This is a genomic window from Streptomyces ziwulingensis (genome assembly GCF_039542605.1).
Classification (GTDB): domain Bacteria; phylum Actinomycetota; class Actinomycetes; order Streptomycetales; family Streptomycetaceae; genus Streptomyces; species Streptomyces ziwulingensis.
Genome location: NZ_BAABIG010000009.1, coordinates 15,372 through 36,243, shown reverse-complemented (window position 1 = coordinate 36,243; position 20,872 = coordinate 15,372). Strand labels below are relative to the sequence as shown.

The 20,872-nt window shown below is 71.7% G+C and carries 14 protein-coding genes and 1 pseudogene; 9 read left to right on the top strand and 6 right to left on the bottom strand.

The window, feature by feature from the left end; genetic code table 11:
• Window positions 1-93: 93 nt before the first annotated feature.
• Both ABEB00_RS04990 and ABEB00_RS04985 read right to left on the bottom strand, forming a co-directional pair.
• Window positions 94-732: an FMN-dependent NADH-azoreductase gene (locus ABEB00_RS04990; RefSeq protein WP_345617663.1), complete on the bottom strand. Its 639-nt coding sequence runs from the start codon at window positions 730-732 to the stop codon at window positions 94-96.
• 149 nt (window positions 733-881) lie between these two features.
• Window positions 882-2,111, bottom strand: a complete 1,230-nt coding sequence (locus ABEB00_RS04985) for a helix-turn-helix transcriptional regulator (RefSeq protein ID WP_345617662.1) — start codon at window positions 2,109-2,111, stop codon at window positions 882-884.
• A 1,150-nt stretch (window positions 2,112-3,261) separates the two neighbouring features.
• On the opposite strand from ABEB00_RS04985, the gene ABEB00_RS04980 reads away from it, so the two are divergent.
• Genes ABEB00_RS04980 through ABEB00_RS04965 form a run of 4 tightly spaced genes read left to right on the top strand, consistent with a single transcriptional unit; the run spans window position 3,262 to window position 9,691 of the window.
• Complete coding sequence (locus tag ABEB00_RS04980) at window positions 3,262-4,935, top strand: phosphorylase family protein (RefSeq protein ID WP_345617661.1); 1,674 nt, start codon at window positions 3,262-3,264, stop codon at window positions 4,933-4,935.
• Between the two features lie 9 nt (window positions 4,936-4,944).
• Entirely contained in the window at window positions 4,945-7,926 is a 2,982-nt protein-coding gene (locus ABEB00_RS04975) for a DEAD/DEAH box helicase (RefSeq protein WP_345617660.1), read from the top strand.
• Window positions 7,923-9,137 carry a hypothetical protein gene (locus tag ABEB00_RS04970; protein WP_345617659.1) on the top strand — a complete coding sequence of 405 codons (1,215 nt, stop codon included), beginning with the start codon at window positions 7,923-7,925 and terminating at the stop codon, window positions 9,135-9,137. Before ABEB00_RS04975 ends, ABEB00_RS04970 begins: the two co-directional genes overlap by 4 nt.
• Window positions 9,137-9,691, top strand: a complete 555-nt coding sequence (locus tag ABEB00_RS04965; protein ID WP_345617665.1) for a hypothetical protein — start codon at window positions 9,137-9,139, stop codon at window positions 9,689-9,691. The genes ABEB00_RS04970 and ABEB00_RS04965 overlap by 1 nt, the downstream gene beginning before the upstream one ends.
• A 143-nt stretch (window positions 9,692-9,834) precedes the next feature.
• Here ABEB00_RS04965 and ABEB00_RS04960 read toward each other — a convergent pair whose 3' ends face one another.
• Window positions 9,835-10,788 carry an AraC family transcriptional regulator gene (locus ABEB00_RS04960; RefSeq protein WP_345617658.1) on the bottom strand — a complete coding sequence of 318 codons (954 nt, stop codon included), beginning with the start codon at window positions 10,786-10,788 and terminating at the stop codon, window positions 9,835-9,837.
• Between the two features lie 131 nt (window positions 10,789-10,919).
• Between ABEB00_RS04960 and ABEB00_RS04955 the strand changes: the two genes are divergently transcribed.
• The gene (locus ABEB00_RS04955; RefSeq protein ID WP_345617657.1) at window positions 10,920-11,672 is read left to right on the top strand and encodes an SDR family NAD(P)-dependent oxidoreductase; all 753 of its coding nucleotides are present in this window, start codon (window positions 10,920-10,922) and stop codon (window positions 11,670-11,672) included.
• Window positions 11,673-11,853: 181 nt separating this feature from the next.
• Here the strand turns inward: ABEB00_RS04955 and ABEB00_RS04950 are convergent, their stop codons facing one another.
• Window positions 11,854-12,276, bottom strand: coding sequence for a secondary thiamine-phosphate synthase enzyme YjbQ (locus tag ABEB00_RS04950; protein ID WP_345617656.1), 423 nt, complete (start codon window positions 12,274-12,276; stop codon window positions 11,854-11,856).
• 71 nt (window positions 12,277-12,347) lie between these two features.
• Between ABEB00_RS04950 and ABEB00_RS04945 the strand changes: the two genes are divergently transcribed.
• On the top strand, window positions 12,348-13,427 hold the full coding sequence (locus ABEB00_RS04945) for an NAD(P)-binding domain-containing protein (RefSeq protein WP_345617655.1): 1,080 nt from the start codon (window positions 12,348-12,350) through the stop codon (window positions 13,425-13,427).
• 12 nt (window positions 13,428-13,439) lie between these two features.
• On the opposite strand, the gene mltG is transcribed toward ABEB00_RS04945, so the two are convergent.
• Both mltG and ABEB00_RS04935 read right to left on the bottom strand, forming a co-directional pair.
• Window positions 13,440-14,342, bottom strand: a complete 903-nt coding sequence (gene mltG / locus ABEB00_RS04940; RefSeq protein WP_425586437.1) for an endolytic transglycosylase MltG — start codon at window positions 14,340-14,342, stop codon at window positions 13,440-13,442.
• Window positions 14,343-14,398: 56 nt separating this feature from the next.
• Window positions 14,399-16,222: an ABC transporter ATP-binding protein gene (locus tag ABEB00_RS04935; RefSeq protein WP_345617653.1), complete on the bottom strand. Its 1,824-nt coding sequence runs from the start codon at window positions 16,220-16,222 to the stop codon at window positions 14,399-14,401.
• Between the two features lie 92 nt (window positions 16,223-16,314).
• On the opposite strand from ABEB00_RS04935, the pseudogene ABEB00_RS04930 reads away from it, so the two are divergent.
• The 3 genes and pseudogenes from ABEB00_RS04930 to ABEB00_RS04920 all read left to right on the top strand — a co-directional run.
• A pseudogene (locus tag ABEB00_RS04930) lies at window positions 16,315-16,746 on the top strand (MarR family winged helix-turn-helix transcriptional regulator); the annotation flags it as partial.
• 407 nt (window positions 16,747-17,153) lie between these two features.
• On the top strand, window positions 17,154-18,995 hold the full coding sequence (locus ABEB00_RS04925; RefSeq protein WP_345617652.1) for an ABC transporter ATP-binding protein: 1,842 nt from the start codon (window positions 17,154-17,156) through the stop codon (window positions 18,993-18,995).
• Window positions 18,992-20,773, top strand: a complete 1,782-nt coding sequence (locus ABEB00_RS04920) for an ABC transporter ATP-binding protein (RefSeq protein WP_345617651.1) — start codon at window positions 18,992-18,994, stop codon at window positions 20,771-20,773. The genes ABEB00_RS04925 and ABEB00_RS04920 overlap by 4 nt, the downstream gene beginning before the upstream one ends.
• The last annotated feature ends 99 nt before the right edge of the window (window positions 20,774-20,872 follow it).

Sequence of the window (20,872 nt, the reverse complement as noted above, 5' to 3'; positions counted from 1 at the left end):
AGAACGTGTCTATGTCTAAGAACGTGTCTGTCCGCGGAGATCCGCACCCCGCTGTCCCGGGTGCGCCCGCTCGCGATGGTGGTGTGCGGAAGGTCAGACGGCCAGCTTGCGCAAGGTCTCGCGGGCGTCGGCGAGGGACTTCTCACCGATCGGCTTCAGCGCCGCCATGGCGGGCACGATCGCCGCGAAGGTGAGTTCGGCGTGCACCATCTTGAGGTTGTCGGCGAGGCCGATGGCGCTGAACACGGCCTTCAGGTACGGCTCCTGGTAGTCCCAGCCCTCACGCGGGGTGCCGGGGGCGTAGGAGCCGCCGCGCGCGGTGACGACGATGACGTTCGTGCCGCTCAGCGTGCCGGACTCGGCACCGGGGAGCAGCATGTGCGACGGGATGACCAGACGGTCGATCCAGGCCTTGGTGGAGGACGGGATCGTGTAGTTGTACATGGGCATGCCGAGCACGATCGTGGTCGCCTCGCGAACCTCGGCGATCACCGTGTTGGTGAGCTCCTGCTCCTCGGGGGTGACGCCGTGCAGGTCGCCGGTCGGGTCGTAGAGCCATTCCCGCACCTGGTGCGTGATGTGCGGGAGGGGCTCGGCACCGATGTCGCGGTAGGTGTAGCCCGCGTCGCGGTGGTTCTGCCGCCACTGGGTGACGAACTCGGCCGTGAGCTGCCGCGTCACGGACTCTTCGCCGGAGCGGATGCTGGCGTCGATGTGCAGAAGGTGGGTCATGAGGTGACTCCTGGCCAATCGGTGTGGCTGTTCTGGCGATCCACCCGGTCCCTTCCGGCCGGCACTCGCCGGCGGGACGGCACAACACGGTGAGGAACGGTGCTTCCCTTGCTGGAGGCTATCGGTGGGGGTCGTCGCGGCGGCATCCCTCAGGTTGGTAGGGCGGTGGTGGTGGGGCGGCGCGCGGTCGTCACCTGCGCCGACGATCCGGCGCCGGCCGGTTGCTCCCCGGCCCGCCGGGCCTTGACCGGGCGGACCAGGAAGTCGGGCTCGGACTCGCCGGGCCGGTCGGCGCGTTCTTCCACCAGGATGCGGTTCCAGGAGCGGGCCAGTTCCACCCGGGAGGTCACGTCGAGCTTGCGGAAGATCTTCTTCAGATGGAACGCCACCGTGTGGGGGGAGATGTAGAGCCGGCTGCCGACCCTGCCGTTGGTGAGGCCCTGGCTGACCAGCTCGGCCACCGCGAACTCGGTGTCGGTGAGCCGGCTGACCCGGGTCCGGCCGCGGGCGGGCCGGCCGCCGTGGTCGTCGAGTTCGCGGAGCCGGCTCTGGACCCGCGCGAGGTCCCTGGAGGCCCCGGCTCCCAGGTAGGCGCCGGCCGCGCGGCGCAGCAGGTCGACCGCGCGGTCACGTTCCGGGGCACGCGCGGAGCGCACCCGGCTGGCGTCCTCCAGGGCCGACGCGCGGGCCCACGGGTCCAGGTGCCGCTCCGCGGCGGCCTCCAGGACGTCCGCGTCGCGTGCGTACAGTCCGGCGGCGTGCTCGGCCGCCGCCTGGACGCTGCGGAAACTGCGGTTGCCCCCGGCGAGCCGGCGCATCGTGCGTACGGTGCTCTCGGCGAGTTCCGCGTCGCCGAGGCGCTGCCCGGCCCGGACCAGCCAGGGCGCCGCCGCCGGCTGGGACAGCAGCAGTTCGCGCGTGAGCACCTCGTCGTGGAGGATTCCCTTGAGCAGATGGGCGACGCTCTCCATGCCGTCACGTGCCTCCAGGGCCTGGGCGGCGGCCCAGACGCACTGTCCCGGGATGAGGTTCTCCTGCCCGAGCAGCGCCGCGTCCCGGAGCCGGTTGGCGTACTGCAGGCCGTTGGTCAGATCCTGGGAGCGCACGGCGCCCAGGGCCATGACCACGTGGCCGCGTGGCGGGAGTCCGCGGTTCCCGGCCTGGCGCGCCAGCCGGAGACCGGCCTCGGCCGCCGCCATCGCCGCGGTGAGCTTGCCCCCGGCGAGATGGATCTCCGCCTCGCACAGCAACAGCGCCGCGTGCGCCTCCGGGCTGTGCGGTTCGCGGCCGAGCGGCTCCTCACCGACCAGCAGCCGCTCGGCCGGCCGCAGGCCGCGGACACGGGTCAGCAGCGTCGCGTACCAGATGCGCGCCTCCAACGGAACGTCACCGTCAGCCCGTTCCTCAGGGGCCGGTTCCGAGGCCGCGGCGGCTAACTCCATGCTTCTGGCGAGCTGCCCGTCCATCCAGAGAAGCGCTGATTGTGCGACGGAGCGGCCTGGTTCGGAGGAGGATTCGAGAAGAGTTTGCTCGGATATTACTGAATATCGCGGGGGCACTACGAACCTCTGACGTGTAATCGGGCGGCAAACTGGACTCGAGGGGTGTCACTCCGCCCCGTCGACCGTTTCTTCCGGACGTGCATACGCTTCCCCTTCACCCTCCCGTCACGTATGTAATCCGGCCGCTTCGGACCGGCGGGGGTGGCGTGCCCCCTGGCATGGCGGCCCAGGTTTCCCGGCCCGAAACGCCGAACCGCGTCTCACCTGTGCGCACATCCGCTGACCAGTACGTTTGCGAACCTCGCCGCCTGCGCCGCAGCGCCCGGCCGACCCCGTCCCGGGGAACGAACCGTCTACGGACCCCGCTTCGCCGAAGCGGTCACCGGCCGGCTCGGTCCGATTGGAGAACCACATCAACCACTCCCCCTGGCCGGTGACCCATTTGTCCGTGTTGCCTACACGTGCGATGAACCGCGGTCGCGCACGAACGTCACAAGGCTGGCGAGAAATAAGACCCTCGCCGGCTGCTCGACGATCCTCCGCACAACGATACGGAATCAATCTGTGCAGTATCACGAATCGCTGTAACGCTGCCGTTAACGCTCCTGAACGACTGACCCGCGGCGCCCGGCCGCAGCGCCCGCCATTCCCCCGCACAAGCCCCGCCCACTCCCGGCGACAAGTCGACTCACCGACCCGCACGCCCCAAGAGATAACCCTGCCCCTGCCGACACCTTCGCGAACGTGAGCAACACCACTAAGATTCCGTGGCGTCGCTCCGGCGAGCCCGCTGGATTCGACGGACCGGTGGACCCTCGCGGACCCCGGTGAACCCCGGTGGGCCCCGGTGGACCCCGGTGGACCCCGGTGGATCAGACTACGAACCGCCCCGGGCCATCCGGGCTAGAGTGCTCGCACCGATCAGCCGTCCGACGGCTTCGCCCGGACGCCGGCGCGGAGCACGTCGAGGGTTCAACGAAGGTGGGGGTTTTCGTTGGGGGGAGCGAGACGACGGCCCACCGTGGTCGTGCTCACTGCCTTGCAGGTGGAGTACGAGGCGGTGCGCCGGCACCTGACGGACGTGGAAGAGATCGAGTTGCCGCACGGCACGCGTCTCGAGGTCGGCGTGGTCCCCGGTCTCGACTGGCAGGTGGCGCTGGCCGAGACCGGTCCCACCAACACCCGCGCCGCCCTCGTCGCCCAGTCCGCGATCGAGCGCTTCGACGCCGAGGCGGTCTTCTTCGTCGGCGTCGCCGGTTCGCTCAAGGACGACGTACAGCTCGGTGACGTCGTCGTCGCCAGCAAGATCTACGGCTACCAGGGCGGCCGCGAGAGCCCGAACGGATTCAGCGCTCGTCCCGCCCTCGTGGAAACGTCGCACCGCGTGGACCAGTTGGTGCGCTCCGCCCGCCGCGACGAACCCTGGGCCCATCTCGTTCCGGCGCCCGATCCCGCCGTACGGCCCGGTCTGCACTTCGAACCGATCGCCGCCGGTGACGTACTGATCGGCTCCCGGGACTCCGAGACGTTCCACAGGATCCGGCGGCATTACAACGACGCCGTGGCGGTCGACATGGAGAGTCACGGCGTGGCCCAGGCGGCCAGGATGCACGGCGCGGTCGAGATGCTCGCCATCAGGGGCATCAGCGACTTCGCGGACCCCGACAAGGCGACAGCCGACGCGAAGGGTTCTCAGCGTACGGCGTCGCGGCACGCCGCGGCCTTCGCACTGCGGATACTGCGCGACCTGCGGCCCACCGGACCGGCGCGCCGGGAGCGGCCCGGGCACCCCGCGGTCCTCCTGGTGTCCGGACCCGGCCGGGAGGATACGGACACCGCGGGCTGGGAGAAGCGACCGGTCGTCGCGGTGGGCGACCAGGAGTACCTGCTGTACGAAGGTCCCGAGGACCTCCTGCGGGAGACGCGGGACGGCGACGTGGTGCGGCGCCAGGCCGTGGCCCGTCGGACGTCCGACCGGGGCTCGCGCGGCTCGTACGTCTGGCTGCGCCAGGTCGAGCGCGGACGGCCGCTGCCGGAGGCGGAGCCCGATCCCCTGGCGGCGCTCGAACGGGAGGCCGGGCTCTGCGAGCGGCACGGAGGCCCCGGCGTCGTACAGGTGAGCCGTCGCGGGAACACCACCACCTTGGCCCTGGCCTGGCCCGCCGACCGGACATCGGGCCGCCCCTCGGAGACGCTGTACGACCTGCTGCCCGCGGCTCCGGTACGCACGGACCCACTGCGGCTGCTGACGATCGTGCAGAGCCTCGCCGCGGTCGCCCAGTTCCTCGGCGCGCTGCACGACGAAGGACTGTCGCACCGGGCGCTGCGGCCGACCGCGGTCATCGCGAACCGTCAGCGCGCGTCACTGCGGGACTTCGGCCTGGCCACCGCCGCACCGCGCCGCGGCGAGCACCCCGGCCCCTATCAGGCTCCGGAACAGCGGCACGGTTCCGTCACCCGTCCCGGGCCCGCCACCGACGTCTACCAACTGGGCGCGCTGCTGCGGCACGCGCTGACCGGTCGCCCGCCCACCCCCGGCATGCCGCCCTTCCGGCCCCCGGGCGCCGTGCCGGACAGTCTCGCGCGGGCGCTCAGCGGCGCGCTGCGGCAGGACCCGGCCGCCCGCCCCGACGCCCGCGGGCTCCGCCGCCACTTGCTCGCCGCCACCCGGGAGCTGAGGAGCTTCCCGCCTCAGCGCTGAGGAGTACCGATGTCCGTCGCCACCGTCGCCCTCCCCGCCCCCCTGATCCTCGTCCCCGGGTTCTCCCTCGACGAACAGCTTCGCCGGAAGGCCGGGACCAGCGCGGGGCTGCCGGCCGCTGTCCCGCAGATCGTCGACGACCTGAACCGCATGGCGGGCGGGGCCCCGGCGCACCTCTCCCCGGCGAACGGCAAGTTCAAGTCATCCGTGCTGATCCACACGCGTACCTATCGGCTCCGTCTGGAGATGACCCATCGCGGCACCGGTTACCTCGTCAAGAGCATCGATCCGCTGCGTCTCGCCGACCACGCGCGGCTGGCCCGGTCGTGTCTTCTCGTCCGCCCGCCCGGCTGGCGGATGGCGTTCGAACTGAAAGCGGTGCCCGAGGGGTCGGACGCGCAGTGGCAGCATCTGGAGCACGCCTGGCAGAACCTCGGCCAGGAACGCGCGCGGCGGCGGGGAGTCGCCGCGGTGAGTGACGCCCAGGCCGAGTTCCTCGACACGGTGGACCGGTTGATCGACGCGACCGAGGAGATCACCGGCCGGGAGCAGCGCGACGCCGCTCCCTTCCCGTATCAGCGGCGCACGGCGACCGGCGGCCGGCGGAGCACTCCGCGGTCGAGTTACGAGTTCCGCCTCCTCGGCGAGGAGCTGCCCGCACCCGGTGCCTTCGTCCGGGTCCAGGGAGTCGACGAGGCCCGCGGCCGGGTGGCCCGTAGCGAGGGGCAGTCCGTCACCGTACGTTTCGACCAGCCCGTCTCCTGGGAGCGGTTGCCGGACCGAGGCGCCCTGGAACTCACCCCGAACTCCGTCGTCCACCACCAGCAGCGGCAGGCGGTGGCGGCGCTGCGCGCCCAGGACACCAAGAACCCGGGACTGCTCCCGGCCCTGGTCGAGCACCGGGTACGGGCCATCGCGGACACCCGCGCGCGACCGCACCAGGAACTCGATCCGGAGCAACTGACGGCCTTCCGCAAGGCACTGGCCACCGAGGACATACTCGTCGTGCTCGGCCCGCCCGGTACCGGCAAGACCCGGATCATCACCGAGATCGCCCATACCAGCGCGGTCACCACCGCCGCCGGCGGCGGCCGGGTCCTCATCACCTCCCACACCAACCGGGCCGTGGACAACGCCCTGGCCCGGCTGCCCCGGGAGCTGGTGGTGGTACGCGTCGGAGACGAGGGCAATGTGCACGCCGATGTGAAACCGCTGCTGCTGGAGGAGCAGCGGGAGAACCTGTCCCAGGAGATCCGGCACGCGATGACCGTACGGGCGGACGCCTACCGGGAGGCGCGGGCCGCAGCGCCATGGACGACCGAACTCGGCACCCGGCTCGAACAGGTCGACACCCTCGCCCAGCGGGAAGGAGCGGCGGCCACGCTTCTTCGCAGCGCCGTCCGAGCGGCCGGCGCGGCGGCCCTGGAGGCACTGGACGCGCTCCGCCGGGAGGAGGACCGGCAGGCAGCGGAATGGCAGCGCCTGACCGAACGGGCCACCTGGCTCCAGTCGAAGCTGCAAGGCGAACAGCGCCGCTCCGGATCACGGCTGCTGGGCTGGCTGTATCGCCCACGCGTCCGCAGACGGGAAGCGGAGATCGGTACCGTCCACGCCCGCGTCCAGCAGCTCGCGCGCGCCCGCCCGGAACTGCGGCAGCGGATCGAGGCCGCGCGCACCGCCGTGGACGAGGCGGTCGACGCCTCCCCCGCCGTGCTCTCGGCCCGGGCCGCGCGGGAGGCGGAGGAGCGGCGGCTGAGCGAGGGCATCCAGTCCGCCTACGAGGCCGCCGACATGGCGGTGCTGGCGCTGAGCGCCGTGTTCCCCTGGCTGGCCGTGCCCACCCGCCGGTCCGACCCGGCCGACGCGACGGCCACGCTGCGGTCTGCGCACGGCCGGCTCGAACAGTGGTTGCCGCTGGCCGCCCAACGCGGCGAGCTCAGCGAGCAGTGGCACGCGGCCATCGACCGGGACCCGGGCCAGTTGGTGCCCGAGCTGATCCGCTACGCGCAGGTGATCGGTGCGACCTGCATCGGTGCCGCGTCCCGTGCCGAACTGTCCGGGGTCGACTTCGACCTGGGGATCGTCGACGAGGCCGGCCAGATCGGCGTCGCGGACGCCCTGGTGCCGCTGACCCGGGTCCGGCGCGGCATTCTGGTCGGCGACGACCGGCAACTGCCGCCCTTCCTCGATTCCGAGGTGGCCGAGTGGGGCCGGGAGACGGGTGCCGCCGAACTGCTCGACATGATGGCGCAGAGTGCCCTGGAGCGACTGCGGTCCGGGCTTCCCGCCTCGCATGTCGTCCAGCTCACGCGGCAGCGCCGGATGCCCGCCGAGATCGCCGACTTCATCTCCGCGGCCTTCTACCGGGGCGAGCTGATCACCGAGAAGGAACACCGGCACACCGACCCGCTGTTCGACAGTCCGATGGCCTTTGTCGACACCGCCGCCCTGCCCGCGCGTGAGCGCCAGGAGGCCCCCGGCCGGCGCGCCGAGGAACGCCACGGCCACAAGGGCTCGTTCAACACCTGCGAGGCGCGTCTCCTCGCCCGGCTCGCCGCTTTCCACCACCGGCGGGGCTCCGAGTGGGTGGTGATCGTTCCCTACCGTGCGCAGCGCGCCGAGGTCATCCGTCATCTCACCCCGCTGATCGGCGACTCGCAGCTCGCGGCCGCCTCGGTCGGCAGCGTCGACTCCTACCAGGGCGGCGAGCGCGAGGTCGTTCTGTACGGCTTCACCCGCAGCAATCCCCGGGGGCGGGTGGGGTTCCTCGCGGAGCTTCGCCGCGTGAACGTCGCCTTCACGCGGGCCAAGAGCCAGTTGGTGATGACGGGTGACCTGAGCACCTTGCTCGCCGCCGACGACCCCGGGTTCCGTGCGCTGGCCGACGATCTCCACCGGTATCTGCGCGACCACGGCGACCTGCGCGACTACCGGGACGTCATGGACGCGCTCGACGCCGCCGCCCCGGCACCGGAAGGAGACCGGCCGTGAGCACGGCGCCCCGCCTCATGTCCTTCCCCCCGGAGCGCGTCCTGGAGGACGCCGCGTTCGGCCGGGGCGTCGCCCCCACCCGGCTGTACGCACTGCTGCTGCCGGTGTGGGAGGTCGAGATCCGTGCCGACATCACCGAGGGCGAGGACTTCTACCTCATCGACCGGTTCCTGGAGCGCGGACTGCGCCACGGCGGTCTGCACACCGTCGACGAACTCGCCGAGTTCTTCGCCCTGGACAGGGCTCTGGTGGCACAGGCCGTGCGCTTCCTGTCAGCCATCGGCCATGTCGAGGAGTCGTCGGGGCGGCTCTCCCTGACGCGCCTGGGCCATCGGTCAGTGGACGACGACATCCGTTACGTCGTCACCCGCCAGGACCGCCGCAAGCTGTACTTCGAGGCCCTGAGCTGCTCTCCGCTGACCCGGGTCCACTACGACGAGGAAGTCGTGACGCTGCTGTCCGGCGAGAGCCTGGGAAAGGCCTTGCGGGCCGACCAGTACCCGCGTTTCACCCCGACCTACGCGACCTCCGGTTTCGACCGCGCCGCCCTGCACCGGCTCAGGGACCGCGCGGACCGGGCCCGGTTCAATCTGCCGGTCGCCTTGGAACAGGTGGAGAGCCTGGGCGAGGAGCAGGTCTTCCTCCCGGTCTACCTGGTGCGCGGCCACGCCGGGCTGCTGGTCTACGGGCAGGCGGAAGCGGGCACGGCACCCGATCCGGAACTCAGCGAAGTCTGCCGCCGCACACCGGAGCTGATCAGCGCACTCGACAACGAGGAGGCAGCCGACGACGCGGACGAGCGCGTGCTGCGGACGGCCCGCAAATGGCTCCGCGAGCTGGGCCTGGACACGGTCGCTCCGGAGCGGGGCGACGACGGCACCTGGTCGGTCTCGCTCCCCGCCACCGTCTTCGGCGAGAAGGGGCTTCCGGTGACCCGCATCGGCACCTACCGGATGGCGGGCAGCCGCTTCTTCCGTCTGTGGTGCCCGGACGAGACGCAGCGCAAGCACGCGCTGCTCAGGCGTCTGGACCAGAACCTGGGGGCACGGCGGCGGGTGACCCGGCAGGAGGCCGGGGAACTTGTCGCGCGCCTGTCCCGGCAGTTGGGCCTGGCGGCCCCCACGCTGTCCCGCCTCCTGGGCGCTGCCGGAAAGAACGGCCTGACCGGCCTGGAAGCCCAACTGGCCCGACTGGAGAAGGAACAACCGTGATGGACAGTGGTCAGCTCATCCTCGCCGAGTACGAGCAGGTCAAGCAGGAACAGCGGGCCCGCATCGGTTTCCGCGACAACCTCATCTACGCCACTCTCGGCGTCATGGCCGCCGTCATCGGCTCGACGCTGCCCCGGGGCGGTCACCTGGAAATGCTTCTGCTGCTGCCTCCCCTGTCGGTCATCCTCGGCTGGACGTACCTGGTCAACGACGAGAAGATCTCCGCCGTCGGCCGGTACGTACGCGACGAACTGGCCCCCCGGCTCGAACAGCTCACCTCGGAACGGCTCACCCCGGAACGGCTCACCCCGGAACGGCTCGAAGTCTTCGGCTGGGAATCGGCACACCGCCGCGACGCACACCGCCGCTCCCGCAAACGCATCCAACTCGCCGTCGACCTGCTCACCTTCTGCGTGGCCCCGCTGGCGGCCCTCGCCGTCCACCTGCTGCTCGGACCCCGGCACTGGCCGCTCCTCCTGATCTCGGCAGCGGAAACCGCCATGCTGGCCGGCCTCGCCGCCCAGACCGTGCGCTACGCCGATCTCGGCCGGTGAGACAACGACGGTCGCGGCGGCGCTGTTCGTCCCCACTTTCCCGGGGGCGCTCGTTGTCCGGCAGGGAGAGGTCGTACTTGTGGGCCCGGACCATGACGTGCACCGGGCAACTGCCCCAGACGGCCTTGTATCGCGGCACGGGATCAGTGCCCCTGCTCCGGGGGGCCGTCGACCGCGCGGATTGATGTTTCGCGGAATTGCCTGGGTGAGGAACCGACCACACGGCGGAATGCGGTGCTGAACGCGCTTTCGGATTTGTAGCCGATCATGAACGCGAGTTCGGAGATCGTGTGCGTACCGCGGCTCAGGGCGTCGCGGGCGAGGCTCATTCTCCACTGGATCAGATAGTCCAGCGGGGTGGTTCCGACCCGGTCCTTGAAGGATGAGGCGAACGCGGAACGTGACATGTGGCTGATGCCGGCCAGCTCTTTGAGGGTCCAGGGATGCGCCGCGTCGGTGTGCATGGCGCGAAGTGCGGCACCGATGCCGTCGTCGTTGAGCGCTCCCAGCCAGCCGGTGGGCTGATCGGCCTGTTCGGCGTGGGCGCGCAGCATGTGGACGAACAGGACCTGTGCGAGGTGGTTCAGGACGAGAGAGCTGCCGGCGGCGGCGGTCCTGGTCTCGGAGACCAGTAGCTCGGCAAGGTGTGCCAGGAGCTTGCCGCGAGGATCTGCGGCACGGACAAGCACGAGCCGCGGCAGGACCTGGGTCAGGACGGGGGCGTTCGTGTCCTCGAAGGAGAAGTGCCCGCCGCAGAGATACGTGTCTTCCTCGGCTTCCGGCCCGATGCGTACGACACCGTCCTCGGCGCTCGTCCACACCGGCTTCGCGGGGCGCGACGGTGCGGTGAGTGTGCTGGCCAGGATGTAGGACGGGGGGTTGCCCAGCAGGTAGAAGTCGCCCTCCTCCAGCCGTACGGGCCTGTGCCCGTCGAGGGCCAGCCAGCATGCGCCGCGCGCGACGACGCCAAGCTTGACGTGCGGAGACTGCTCGAAGCGCAGCGCCCATGGTCCTGCCGCGTGGAGACCGGGGTCGATCACGGTACGAGGGCGCAGAAGACCGATGGCGTCGGCGATCGGATCGCTGGAGCCGCGCACGCACTCCTCCCTTCTGGACGCTGCATAAAGAAGTGTGGACTGCACATGATGCACCGCACCGGGGCGCTCCTGAAGGATGGCCATAGAAGAAGATCAAACAGATCGGCACAGAGGGCTATGGAGGCACTCGCATGGGACAGCTCAAGGACAGGACGGCCGTGGTCACCGGGGGCGGCACCGGAATTGGTCTGGCCGTAGCAGCGCGTCTGGCAGACGAGGGCGCGCACGTGTTCATCACAGGCCGGCGCAAGACCGTGTTGGATGCCGCCGTCGAGAGCATCCGAGCATCCAGGGCCACCGCGGTGGCCTGCGACATCTCCGAGGCAGCCGACCTGGACCGGCTCTACGACGCGGTCCGCTCCCGGGGGCAGGGACTGGACGTGCTCGTCGCGAACGCGGCGGTCGGTGCGTTCGTCACGCTGGAGCAGACCACCGAGGACCACTTCGACCAGACCTTCGGAGTCAACGTCCGGGGCACTCTGTTCACCGTGCAGAAGGCTCTCCCGCTGCTCAATGACGGCGCCTCGGTCATCCTGATCTCCTCCACAGCCGCCGACAACGGCACGGAAGCGTTCGGTACGTACGCGGCGTCCAAGGCCGCTGTCCGTTCCTTCGCGCGCACTTGGTCCAACGAACTCAAGGGCCGAGGCATCAGGGTCAACGCGGTGTCGCCGGGCGGGGTCGAAACTCCCGGACTCGCCGATGTTCTCGGCGGTGAGGAGATGCTGTCCGCCGTCAAGGACAATGTCGCCGCGACCGTGGCCAAGGGCCGCCTGGGGCGTCCCGAGGAGGTCGCCGCCGCGGTGTCGTTCCTGGCTTCCGGACAGAGCAGCTACATCGTCGGTGCGAACCTCTACGTCGACGGCGGAGAGAACCAGATCTGAGTGGCAGAGGGCGTTCGCCGCTTTCTCGACCCGGCACGCCGGCAGGCGGACGCTCCGAGGCAGAGGGCCGAGGCTCGGGCGGGTCAGCACGTTCTCGCGCCGGCGCCCAGGGGAGGACGTCGCCGGCTGCGCGCGCGACAAGCGACGCGCTCCGGGCAGGCATGCGCCTGAACGATCTCGGTCAGCCCAGGAAGCTCAACCGCACCTTGCGGTCGGTGTTGTCCACGTTCGTGTCGACCAGGCACACCGACTGCCACGTGCCCAGTTCCAGTCGGCCGCCGATCACCGGCAGGGTCGCGTGCGGGGGGACGAAGGCGGGCAGGACGTGGTCGCGGCCGTGGCCGGGACTGCCGTGGCGGTGCTGCCAGCGGTCGTCGGCCGGGAGCAGGGTGTGCAGGGCGGAGAGCAGGTCGTCGTCGCTGCCGGCGCCCGTCTCGATGACGGCGATCCCGGCGGTGGCGTGCGGGACGAAGACGTTGAGGAGACCGTCGCGGCCGGCCGCAGCCTCGCGCAGGAAGGACTCGCAGTCGCGGGTGATGTCGGCCACCCTCTCCGAGGAGCCGGTGGCGAGGTTCAGGATCCGGGTGGTGAAGGCATCAGACATGCCTCCCATCCTGACGTACGCCGCCGCATCCGGCCGGGAAGATCCACCCCGGCTTCGCTGTTGGCGCAAGGGTGAACGCCACACATGAGGTCGAGGTCGTCGTCGTGGGTGCCGGCCAGGCCGGCCTGGCCGGCGCGTACCACCTGCGGCGCGCCGGGTTCGCGCCGGAGCGGGACTTCGTGGTGCTCGACCACTCCCCCGCCCCCGGCGGCGCCTGGCAGTACCGCTGGCCGTCGCTGACGTACGGCAAGGTGCACGGCATGCACTCCCTGCCCGGCATGGAACTGACCGGCGCCGACCCCGCCCGGCCGTCCGCCGAGGTCGTCGGGGAGTACTTCGCCTCCTACGAGCGCGCCTTCGACCTGCGGGTACGGCGGCCCGTGGACGTCCACGCGGTGCGGGAGGGCACGGGCGGGCGGCTGCTCGTGGAGACCTCGGCGGGGAACTGGGCGACGCGCGCGCTGATCAACGCGACCGGGACCTGGGACCGCCCGTTCCGGCCGCGCTACCCGGGGCAGGAGACCTTCCGGGGACGCCAGTCGCACACGGCGCGGTACCGCGGGCCCGAGGAGTTCGCCGGGCAGCGCGTCGTCGTGGTCGGCGGGGGCGCCTCGGGCACTCAGCACCTGCTGGAGATCGCCCCGTACGCGGCCGCCACCACCTGGGTGACCAGGCGTCCGCCCGTCTTCCGGGAGGGGCCCTTCGACGAGGAAGCGGGCCGCGCCGCCGTCGCGCTCGTGGCGGAGCGGGTGCGCCGGGGGCTGCCGCCGACGAGCGTGGTGTCGGTCACCGGGCTGCCGCTGAACGACGCGATCCGGGCCGGCCTCGCCTCCGGCGTCCTCGACCGGCAGCCGATGTTCGACCGGATCACACCGGACGGGGTGGCGTGGGACGACGGGCGGGAGGTCGCCGCCGACGCCATCCTCTGGGCGACCGGGTTCCGGGCCGCCATCGGCCATCTCGCGCCGCTCGGGCTGCGCGAGCCGGGCGGCGGCATCCGTCTGGAGGGCACGCGGGCGGTCGCCGACCCGCGGGTCCACCTCGTCGGTTACGGCCCGTCGGCCAGCACGGTCGGCGCCAACCGCGCGGGGCGCGCGGCCGTACGGGACATCAGGCGGCTGCTCGCCGCGGCGGACCCGCTCGCCGCTTGAGGAGCCGCGGCGTCACCTCTTGGCCTGAGCCGTGGCGGAAGCGTCGGGGGCCGCGCGCCGGTACTTGTCGGATTCGGCGACGTTGCGCCGGTGTTCCCGGTGGTCGGCGGTGAAGCGGGTGTCGCCGGGCTTGACCGTGACGAAGTACAGCCAGTCGCCCGGCGTCGGGCTGATCGCGGCCCGCATCGCGGCCTCGCCCGGGTTGGCGATGGGGGTCGGCGGCAGCCCCATGCGCCGGTACGAGTTGTATGGGCTGTCGATCTTGGTGTCCTTGACGGTGGTGTCCAGGGTGGAGCGGTTCAGGGCGTAGTTGAGGGTCGAGTCCATCTGGAGCGGCATACCGCGCTCCAGGCGGTTGAAGACCACCCGGGCCACCTTGCCCATGTCGGGCTCGGTGGCGGCTTCGGACTGCACGATGCTCGCGATCGTCACCGCCTGGTAGACGTTCATCGCGTTGCGCTCGGCGCCCGCCGCGACCGGCGCTCCGTTGAACCGCCGGTTCGCCGTGTCGACCATGGCCGTCAGCAGCTTCTCGGGGGTGGCGTCCTTCAGTGGATAGGTCGCCGGGAAGAGGTAGCCCTCGGGGTTGCCCTCCGCGTCGACGGGCAGTTTCAGCCGGGCCTTGCCGAGGGCCTTCCCGGTGGTCCCGGCCGGGAGGGCGAGGGCTTCGTCGACCGCCTGGTAGATCTGGGCGGCGCGCCGCCCCTCGGGGATCGCCAGGGACTCGGGACGGGTGTCCTCCTCGCCGTCCGAGGTCAGCAGCGGCACCGCCACGGCGGTACCGGCGACGACGGCTCCGATCGCGATCAGGGCGACACGGCCCCGGCGCGTCAGTCGGATCGTGCTCCCTGTGCCCATCGGGTCTGTGGGGTCTGTCGGGTCTTTCCGAGTCCGTGACGGTGTGTTGATCTGCATGCGTGCACGGTAACTCCCAAAGAGGGGCAATTACGGCATACACCCCTTATTGGTTGTCATATCGTCAGCTTTTCGGCCTCCAGTGTGGGGACGGACCGGGCGTCCCGGCGGACCAGGGCCGCGTACCGCCCGTCCCGCTCCAGCAGTTCCTCGTGCGTGCCCCGCTCGGCCACCTGTCCGGCGTCGAGGACGACGATCTGGTCGGCGTCGCGGACCGTGGAGAGGCGGTGCGCGATGGTGAGGGTGGTGCGGTCGGCGGAGAGCGCGTCCACCGCCTGCTGCACGGCGGCCTCGGTACGGGTGTCCAGGGCGCTGGTCGCCTCGTCCAGGATGAGGACGGGCGGGTCGCGCAGGATCGTGCGGGCGATGGCCAGGCGCTGCTTCTCACCGCCGGAGAAGCGGTGGCCGCGCTCACCGACGACCGTGTCGTAACCGTCGGGCAGACCCGCGATGTGGTCGTGGATCTGCGCCGCCCGCGCCGCCGCGATCAGCTCCTCGTCGGTGGCGTCCGGCTTGGCGAACCGCAGATTGTCCGCGACCGAGGCGTGGAAGAGGTACGTCTCCTGCGAGACGACGCCGACCGCGCGGGCCAGGGTGTCGAAGTCGAGGTCGCGCACGTCGACCCCGTCCAGGGTGACCCGGCCGCCCGTGACGTCGTAGAGCCGCGGCACCAGGTAGCCGAGGGTGGACTTGCCGGCGCCGGTCGGGCCGACGACGGCGAGGCTGCCGCCGGCCGGGACGGTGAGGTCGATGCCGTCGAGCACGGGCCCGCCCTTGCCGTCGTAACGGAACTCGACGCCCTCGAAGGCGACCTCGCCCTTGATGCGGTCGAGGTGGACGGGGTCCTTGCGCTCGGTGATGTCGATGGGCAGGTCCAGGTACTCGAAGATGCGCTGGAACAGCGCGAGCGAGGTCTGGATCTGGACGCCGGTCGACAGCAGGCTGACGGCGGGGCGGAAGAGGCCCTGCTGGAGCGAGACGAAGGCGACGATCGTGCCGATGGACGCCTGGGGGCCGCCGGTGTGCAGGGTCAGGCCCGCGGTCCAGTAGATGACGGCGGGCAGGGCGGCCATGACGATGGTGATGACGGCCATGCGCCAGCGGCCCGCCATGTTCGACCGCACCTCCAGATCGACGAGGTTCTCGGACTCGTCGGAGAAGGAGCGGGTGAGGGAGTCGGAGCGGCCCATGGTGCGGCCGAGCAGGATGCCGCTGACCGAGAGGGACTCGGTGACGGTGGCCGCCATCGCGGCCATCTGCTTCTGCCGCTGGGTGGTGATCCTCTTGCGCTCGTTGCCGACCCGTCGGCTGATCCACACGAACACCGGCAGCAGGACCAGCGAGACGACCGTCAGGCGCCAGTCGAGGACGACCATGGCGACGACGGTGGCGATGACGCTGGTGGCGTTGGAGACCAGGGAGGTCGCCGTGGAGGTGACGGTGGCCTGCATGCCGCCGATGTCGTTGGCGATGCGCGACTGGACCTCGCCGGTGCGGGTGCGGGTGAAGAACGCGAGCGACATGCGCTGCAGGCGGCCGTAGACGGCGGTGCGCAGATCGTGCATGACGCGCTGGCCGACCGTCGTGGAGATCAGCGTCTGGAGCACGCCGAAGACGCTGGTCAGGACGGCGCCGACGATCATGCCCAGGGCCAGCAGGGTCAGCAGGCCGGTGCGCCCCTGCGGGATCGCGACGTCGAGGATCTCCCTCAGCAGGAAGGGCGTGGCGACCGAGACCAGGGACGCGGCGCCGACGAGCAGTCCGACGACCGCGAGGCGGCCGCGGTAGGGGCGGAAGAGTTTCAGGATGCGCCGCACCTGCCGGGGTTGCTCCTCGGCGTCGGCGGGTGGGGTCCAGGCAGGGACGTGGTCGGATTTCATGGGCTCCTTCATGGGTGTGGTACGTGACTTGTGGATCGTAGGTCATTGTTACCTATGCTCACAATGAACTGCATCCTGATAATGTTCCCGGCATGACCGCCCCCGATCCCGACGGCCCGCTCGCCGAGCAACTGCTGCACCTCACCCGCAGGGTGCACCGCATCCAGAAACGGCACCTGGAGCTGCGCGGGCTCGGTATCACCCCGGCCCAGTCGCGCCTGCTGCGCACGCTCGCGCACTACGCCTCCCCGCCCCGGATGGCGGACCTGGCCGAGAGTCTGGAAGTGGTCCCCCGGGCGGTGACCACACTCGTGGACGGGCTGGAGGCGGCCGGGAAGGTCCGCCGGGTACCGGACCCCGCCAACCGCCGGGTGATCCGGATCGAGATCACGGACGAGGGGCGCATGGCTCTCGGCGAACTGCACCGCGCACGCCGGTCCGCGGCCGAGGAGATCCTCGCCCCGCTCACCACCGAGCAACGCGTGGTGCTCGGGGGGCTGATGGACACCCTGGTCGACGGCTCCGCCGCCGACCACCACGGTTCCGGTGATGACAGTCAGGGTTCCGGTACCGACAGCCAGGGTTCCGGTATCGACCATCACAGTTCCGGTACTGAGAGCCACGGTTCCGGTGCTGACCATCACGGCTGCGCCGCCGGTCACCAGGGCCCCGCTGCCCGCTGACTCCGCCGCAGGCCGGGGCCGGTCGGCCGGACCCGGCGGCCGCCCCGTCCGCGGACCGCCGCGGCAGACCGCCGCGGTGGCCGGCCACCCGCCCGTCCTCGCCGCCGGTCCGCCCGCGGCACCTCCGGCAGGAGCGGGCGGCTGCGGAAAAACCCCTTGATTTTGACCACGCAGCGACGCGAACCTGTCACGGTTTGCTCCCCCCGCCGTCCTGCGGTGGGGCCCCTGACACGAGCCACTGGGACGTCATGCAGATCCAAGACCTTCCGTACACCGACCCGGGTGTGCCCGACGCCCGCTCGGGCCCCCGATTCCTGTGGTGGCTCTTCCGGAACCAGTGGGGCGGACAGCTCACCTCGCTGGCCTGGGGAATGCTGCACTTCCTCTCCGTCTCCGCCCTGCCGTTCTGCGTAGGTCTCGCCGTGCAGGCCGTCGTCGACCGGTCCGGTGCCCGGCTCGCCCTCGCCGGCGGCCTGCTGGCCCTGGCGTGCGTCGGCAACGCGCTCGGCGACACCTTCCTGCACCGCTCCGCGGTCACCAACTGGATCACCGCGGCGGCCCGCATCCAGCAGTTGCTGGCCCGCAGGACCGCGACGCTGGGCTCGGCGCTCACCCGTCGCGTCGCGGCCGGCGAGGTCGTGGCCGTCTCCACCGGAGACGTCGAGAAGATCGGCTGGTTCGTGGAGGCGGTCTCCCGCTTCACCGCCGCCGCGCTGACCATCGTGCTGGTCTGCGTCGGCCTGCTCGTCTACGAGCCCGCGCTCGGCGTAGTCGTCACCGTCGGCCTGCCGGTGCTCGCGCTCGCCGTGCTGCCGCTGCTGCCCAGGGCCACCCGGCGCGCCGACGTCCAGCGCGAGAAGGCGGGCCGGGCCACCGAACTCGCCTCGGACACCGTGGCCGGCCTCCGGGTCCTGCGCGGCATCGGCGGCGAGGAACTGTTCCTCGACCGCTACCGCCACGCCTCCCAGGAGGTCCGGCACGCCGCCGTGCGCAGCGCCCGCATGTGGTCCCTGATCTCCGCGATCCAGGTACTGCTGCCGGGGCTGCTGCTCATCGCGGTCGTCTGGCACGGCGTGCACCTCGCCCGGGACGGCCGGATCGGCGTGGGCGAACTCGTCACCGTCTACAGCTCGGTCATGATCCTCACCTATCCGCTGCGGCACTTCGAGGAGATCGCCATGGCGTACTCCTTCTCCCGGCCCTCGGCCACACGGGCGGCCCGGGTGCTGTCGCTGGAGCGCGCCACGGACACGGCCGGCTCCCGCGCGGCCGACGTCCCCGCCGGCGACCTGTACGACCCGGCCACCGGTCTGCTCGCGCCGACGGGCCGGCTGACGGCCGTGGTGTGCGGCGACCCGGACGCGGCCGGCCGGCTCGCGGAACGTCTCGGCGGACACCCCGCGCAGACGGGTACCTCGGTGCTGCTGGGCGGCATACCGCTGGACGAGCTGCCGCTGGACTCCGCGCGGACCGCCGTACTGGTCCAGGACAAGGACCCGGTGCTGCTGTCGGGGACGCTGCGCGACCTGCTCGACGTGCCCGCCTCCGGCGCCGTCGGAGCCGAGGAGGCGCTGGCCGCCGCCCAGTGCGAAGACGTGCTGGCGGCGCTCGCGCAGGGTTCGTACGACGCGAAGGACCCGATGGACGCCCGCATCACCGAACGGGGCCGCTCCCTGTCGGGCGGCCAGCGCCAGCGGCTCGCCCTCGCCCGCTCCCTGATCACCGACCCCGAGGTGCTCGTCCTGGACGAGCCCACCTCCGCCGTCGACTCGCACACCGAGGCACGGATCGCGCGGGGCGTGCGCAGCCTGCGCGAGGACCGGACGACCGTGGTGTTCACCTCCTCACCGCTGCTGCTGGACAGCGCCGACCGGGTGGTCTTCCTGCACGACGACGAGGTCGCGGCAGTCGGCACCCACCACGACCTCCTGCACTCCGACCCCCGGTACCGGGCGGTGGTGACCCGGGAGACCGAGGACGAGACCGAGACCCGGACCGGGACCACGGCGGGCGGCGTCCCGGAGGGCGGCGGCGCACTGCGCCGACTTGAAGAGCTGGAAGAGCTGGAAGAGATCGAGGAGACGGCATGATCGGCGTCGCGCCCCCGTCGTACGACCCGGCGGCCCCGACGACGGCGAACACCCTGCCCGTCGGCGCCCCGGCCACCGTCCGCGCCTACGTGACGGAGCTGCTGCGCCGCCACCGCCGCGCCTTCCTGATCCTCGTCACGGTCAACACCGTCTCCGTCGTCGCCTCCATGGCGGGGCCCTACCTGCTCGGCGGGATCGTGGAACGCGTCTCGGACGGTGCCCGCGAACTCCACCTCGGCATCACCGTCGCCCTGTTCGTGGCCGCGCTCGTCGTCCAGGCCGTCTTCGTGCGCCAGGTGCGGCTGCGCGGCGCGGTGCTCGGCGAGCGGATGCTGGCCGACCTGCGCGAGGACTTCCTCGTACGGTCGGTCGGGCTGCCGCCGGGGGTGCTGGAACGGGCCGGCACGGGCGACCTGCTGTCCCGGATCACGACCGATGTCGACCGGCTCGCCAACGCCATGCGCGAGGCGGTGCCACAACTGGCGATCGGCGCGGTGTGGGTGGTGCTGCTGCTGGGCGGTCTGGTGGTCACGGCACCGCCGCTGGCCCCGGTCGTGCTGCTCGCGGTACCGCTGCTGGTGATCGGCTGCCGCTGGTACTTCCGGCGTGCCCCCGCCGCCTACCGCTCGGAGGCCGCCGGGTACGCCGCCGTGGCCGCGGCGCTCGCCGAGACCGTGGACGCCGGGCACACCGTCGAGGCGCACCGCCTGGGCGACCGCCGCATCGAACTGTCGGACCGCCGGGTGGCGGAGTGGACCGCGTGGGAGCGCTACACGCTCTGGCTGCGGTCGGTGCTCTTCCCCGTCATCAACCTCACCCACGCGACGGTGCTCGCCTCGGTCCTCATGATCGGTGGCGTCTTCGTCCTCCAGGGCTGGATCGGGGTCGGCCAGCTCACCACGGCGGCGCTGATCGCGCAGATGCTCGTCGACCCGGTCGGCCTGATCCTGCGCTGGTACGACGAGCTGCAGGTGGCGCAGGTGTCGCTGGCCCGGCTGGTCGGTGTCCGGGACATCGAGCCGGACACCGGTGATGTCACGGAGACCCCCGACGGCCGTGACGTACGCGCCGACCGGGTGCACTTCGGTTACCTGGAGGGCGTGGACGTCCTGCGCAAGGTGTCCCTGGAGGTCGCCCCCGGCACCCGGCTGGCGCTGGTCGGCCCCTCGGGGGCCGGCAAGTCCACCCTGGGCAGGCTGCTCGCCGGGATCTACGCCCCGCGCGAGGGCCGGATCACCCTGGGCGGCGCGGAACTCTCCCGGATGCCCGCCGAACGGGTCCGCTCGCACGTCGCCCTGGTCAACCAGGAACATCACGTCTTCGTGGGCTCCCTGCGCGACAACCTGCGGCTCGCCCGCGGTGGCGCCGCGGACGCCGAGCTGTGGGCCGCGCTGGGCGCGGTCGACGCGGACGGCTGGACCCGCGCCCTCGACGAGGGGCTGGAGACCGAGGTCGGCTCCGGCGGCTTCGCCCTCACCCCGGCGCAGGCCCAGCAGATCGCCCTGGCCCGCCTGGTGCTGGCCGACCCGCACACGCTGGTCCTGGACGAGGCGACCTCGCTGCTCGACCCCCGGGCGGCACGCCATCTGGAGCGCTCGCTCGCCCGGGTGCTGGAGGGCCGCACGGTGATCGCCATCGCCCACCGCCTGCACACCGCCCACGACGCGGACGTCATCGCCGTCGTCGAGGACGGCCGGATCAGTGAGCTGGGCAGTCACGACGAGCTGGTCGCGGCGGACGGCGCCTACGCGGCGCTGTGGCGCTCCTGGCACGGCTGATCCGCGGCGGCCGGCCGCCCCGGACGGACGACGGGGACGAGCGGTCGACCGGCTCGGGCGACGGGTCGGTCGGCCGGTCGACCCGGGCCCGGCCCCGCT

Coding starts and splice junctions, on each gene's coding strand:
- ABEB00_RS04990 (WP_345617663.1), bottom strand. CDS start 732: ATGACCCACCTTCTGCACATCGACGCCAGCATCCGCTCCGGCGAAGAG.
- ABEB00_RS04975 (WP_345617660.1), top strand. CDS start 4,945: ATGTCCGTCGCCACCGTCGCCCTCCCCGCCCCCCTGATCCTCGTCCCC.
- ABEB00_RS04920 (WP_345617651.1), top strand. CDS start 18,992: ATGATCGGCGTCGCGCCCCCGTCGTACGACCCGGCGGCCCCGACGACG.
- ABEB00_RS04955 (WP_345617657.1), top strand. CDS start 10,920: ATGGGACAGCTCAAGGACAGGACGGCCGTGGTCACCGGGGGCGGCACC.
- ABEB00_RS04925 (WP_345617652.1), top strand. CDS start 17,154: ATGCAGATCCAAGACCTTCCGTACACCGACCCGGGTGTGCCCGACGCC.
- ABEB00_RS04965 (WP_345617665.1), top strand. CDS start 9,137: ATGGACAGTGGTCAGCTCATCCTCGCCGAGTACGAGCAGGTCAAGCAG.
- mltG (WP_425586437.1), bottom strand. CDS start 14,342: ATGCAGATCAACACACCGTCACGGACTCGGAAAGACCCGACAGACCCC.
- ABEB00_RS04935 (WP_345617653.1), bottom strand. CDS start 16,222: ATGAAATCCGACCACGTCCCTGCCTGGACCCCACCCGCCGACGCCGAG.
- ABEB00_RS04950 (WP_345617656.1), bottom strand. CDS start 12,276: ATGTCTGATGCCTTCACCACCCGGATCCTGAACCTCGCCACCGGCTCC.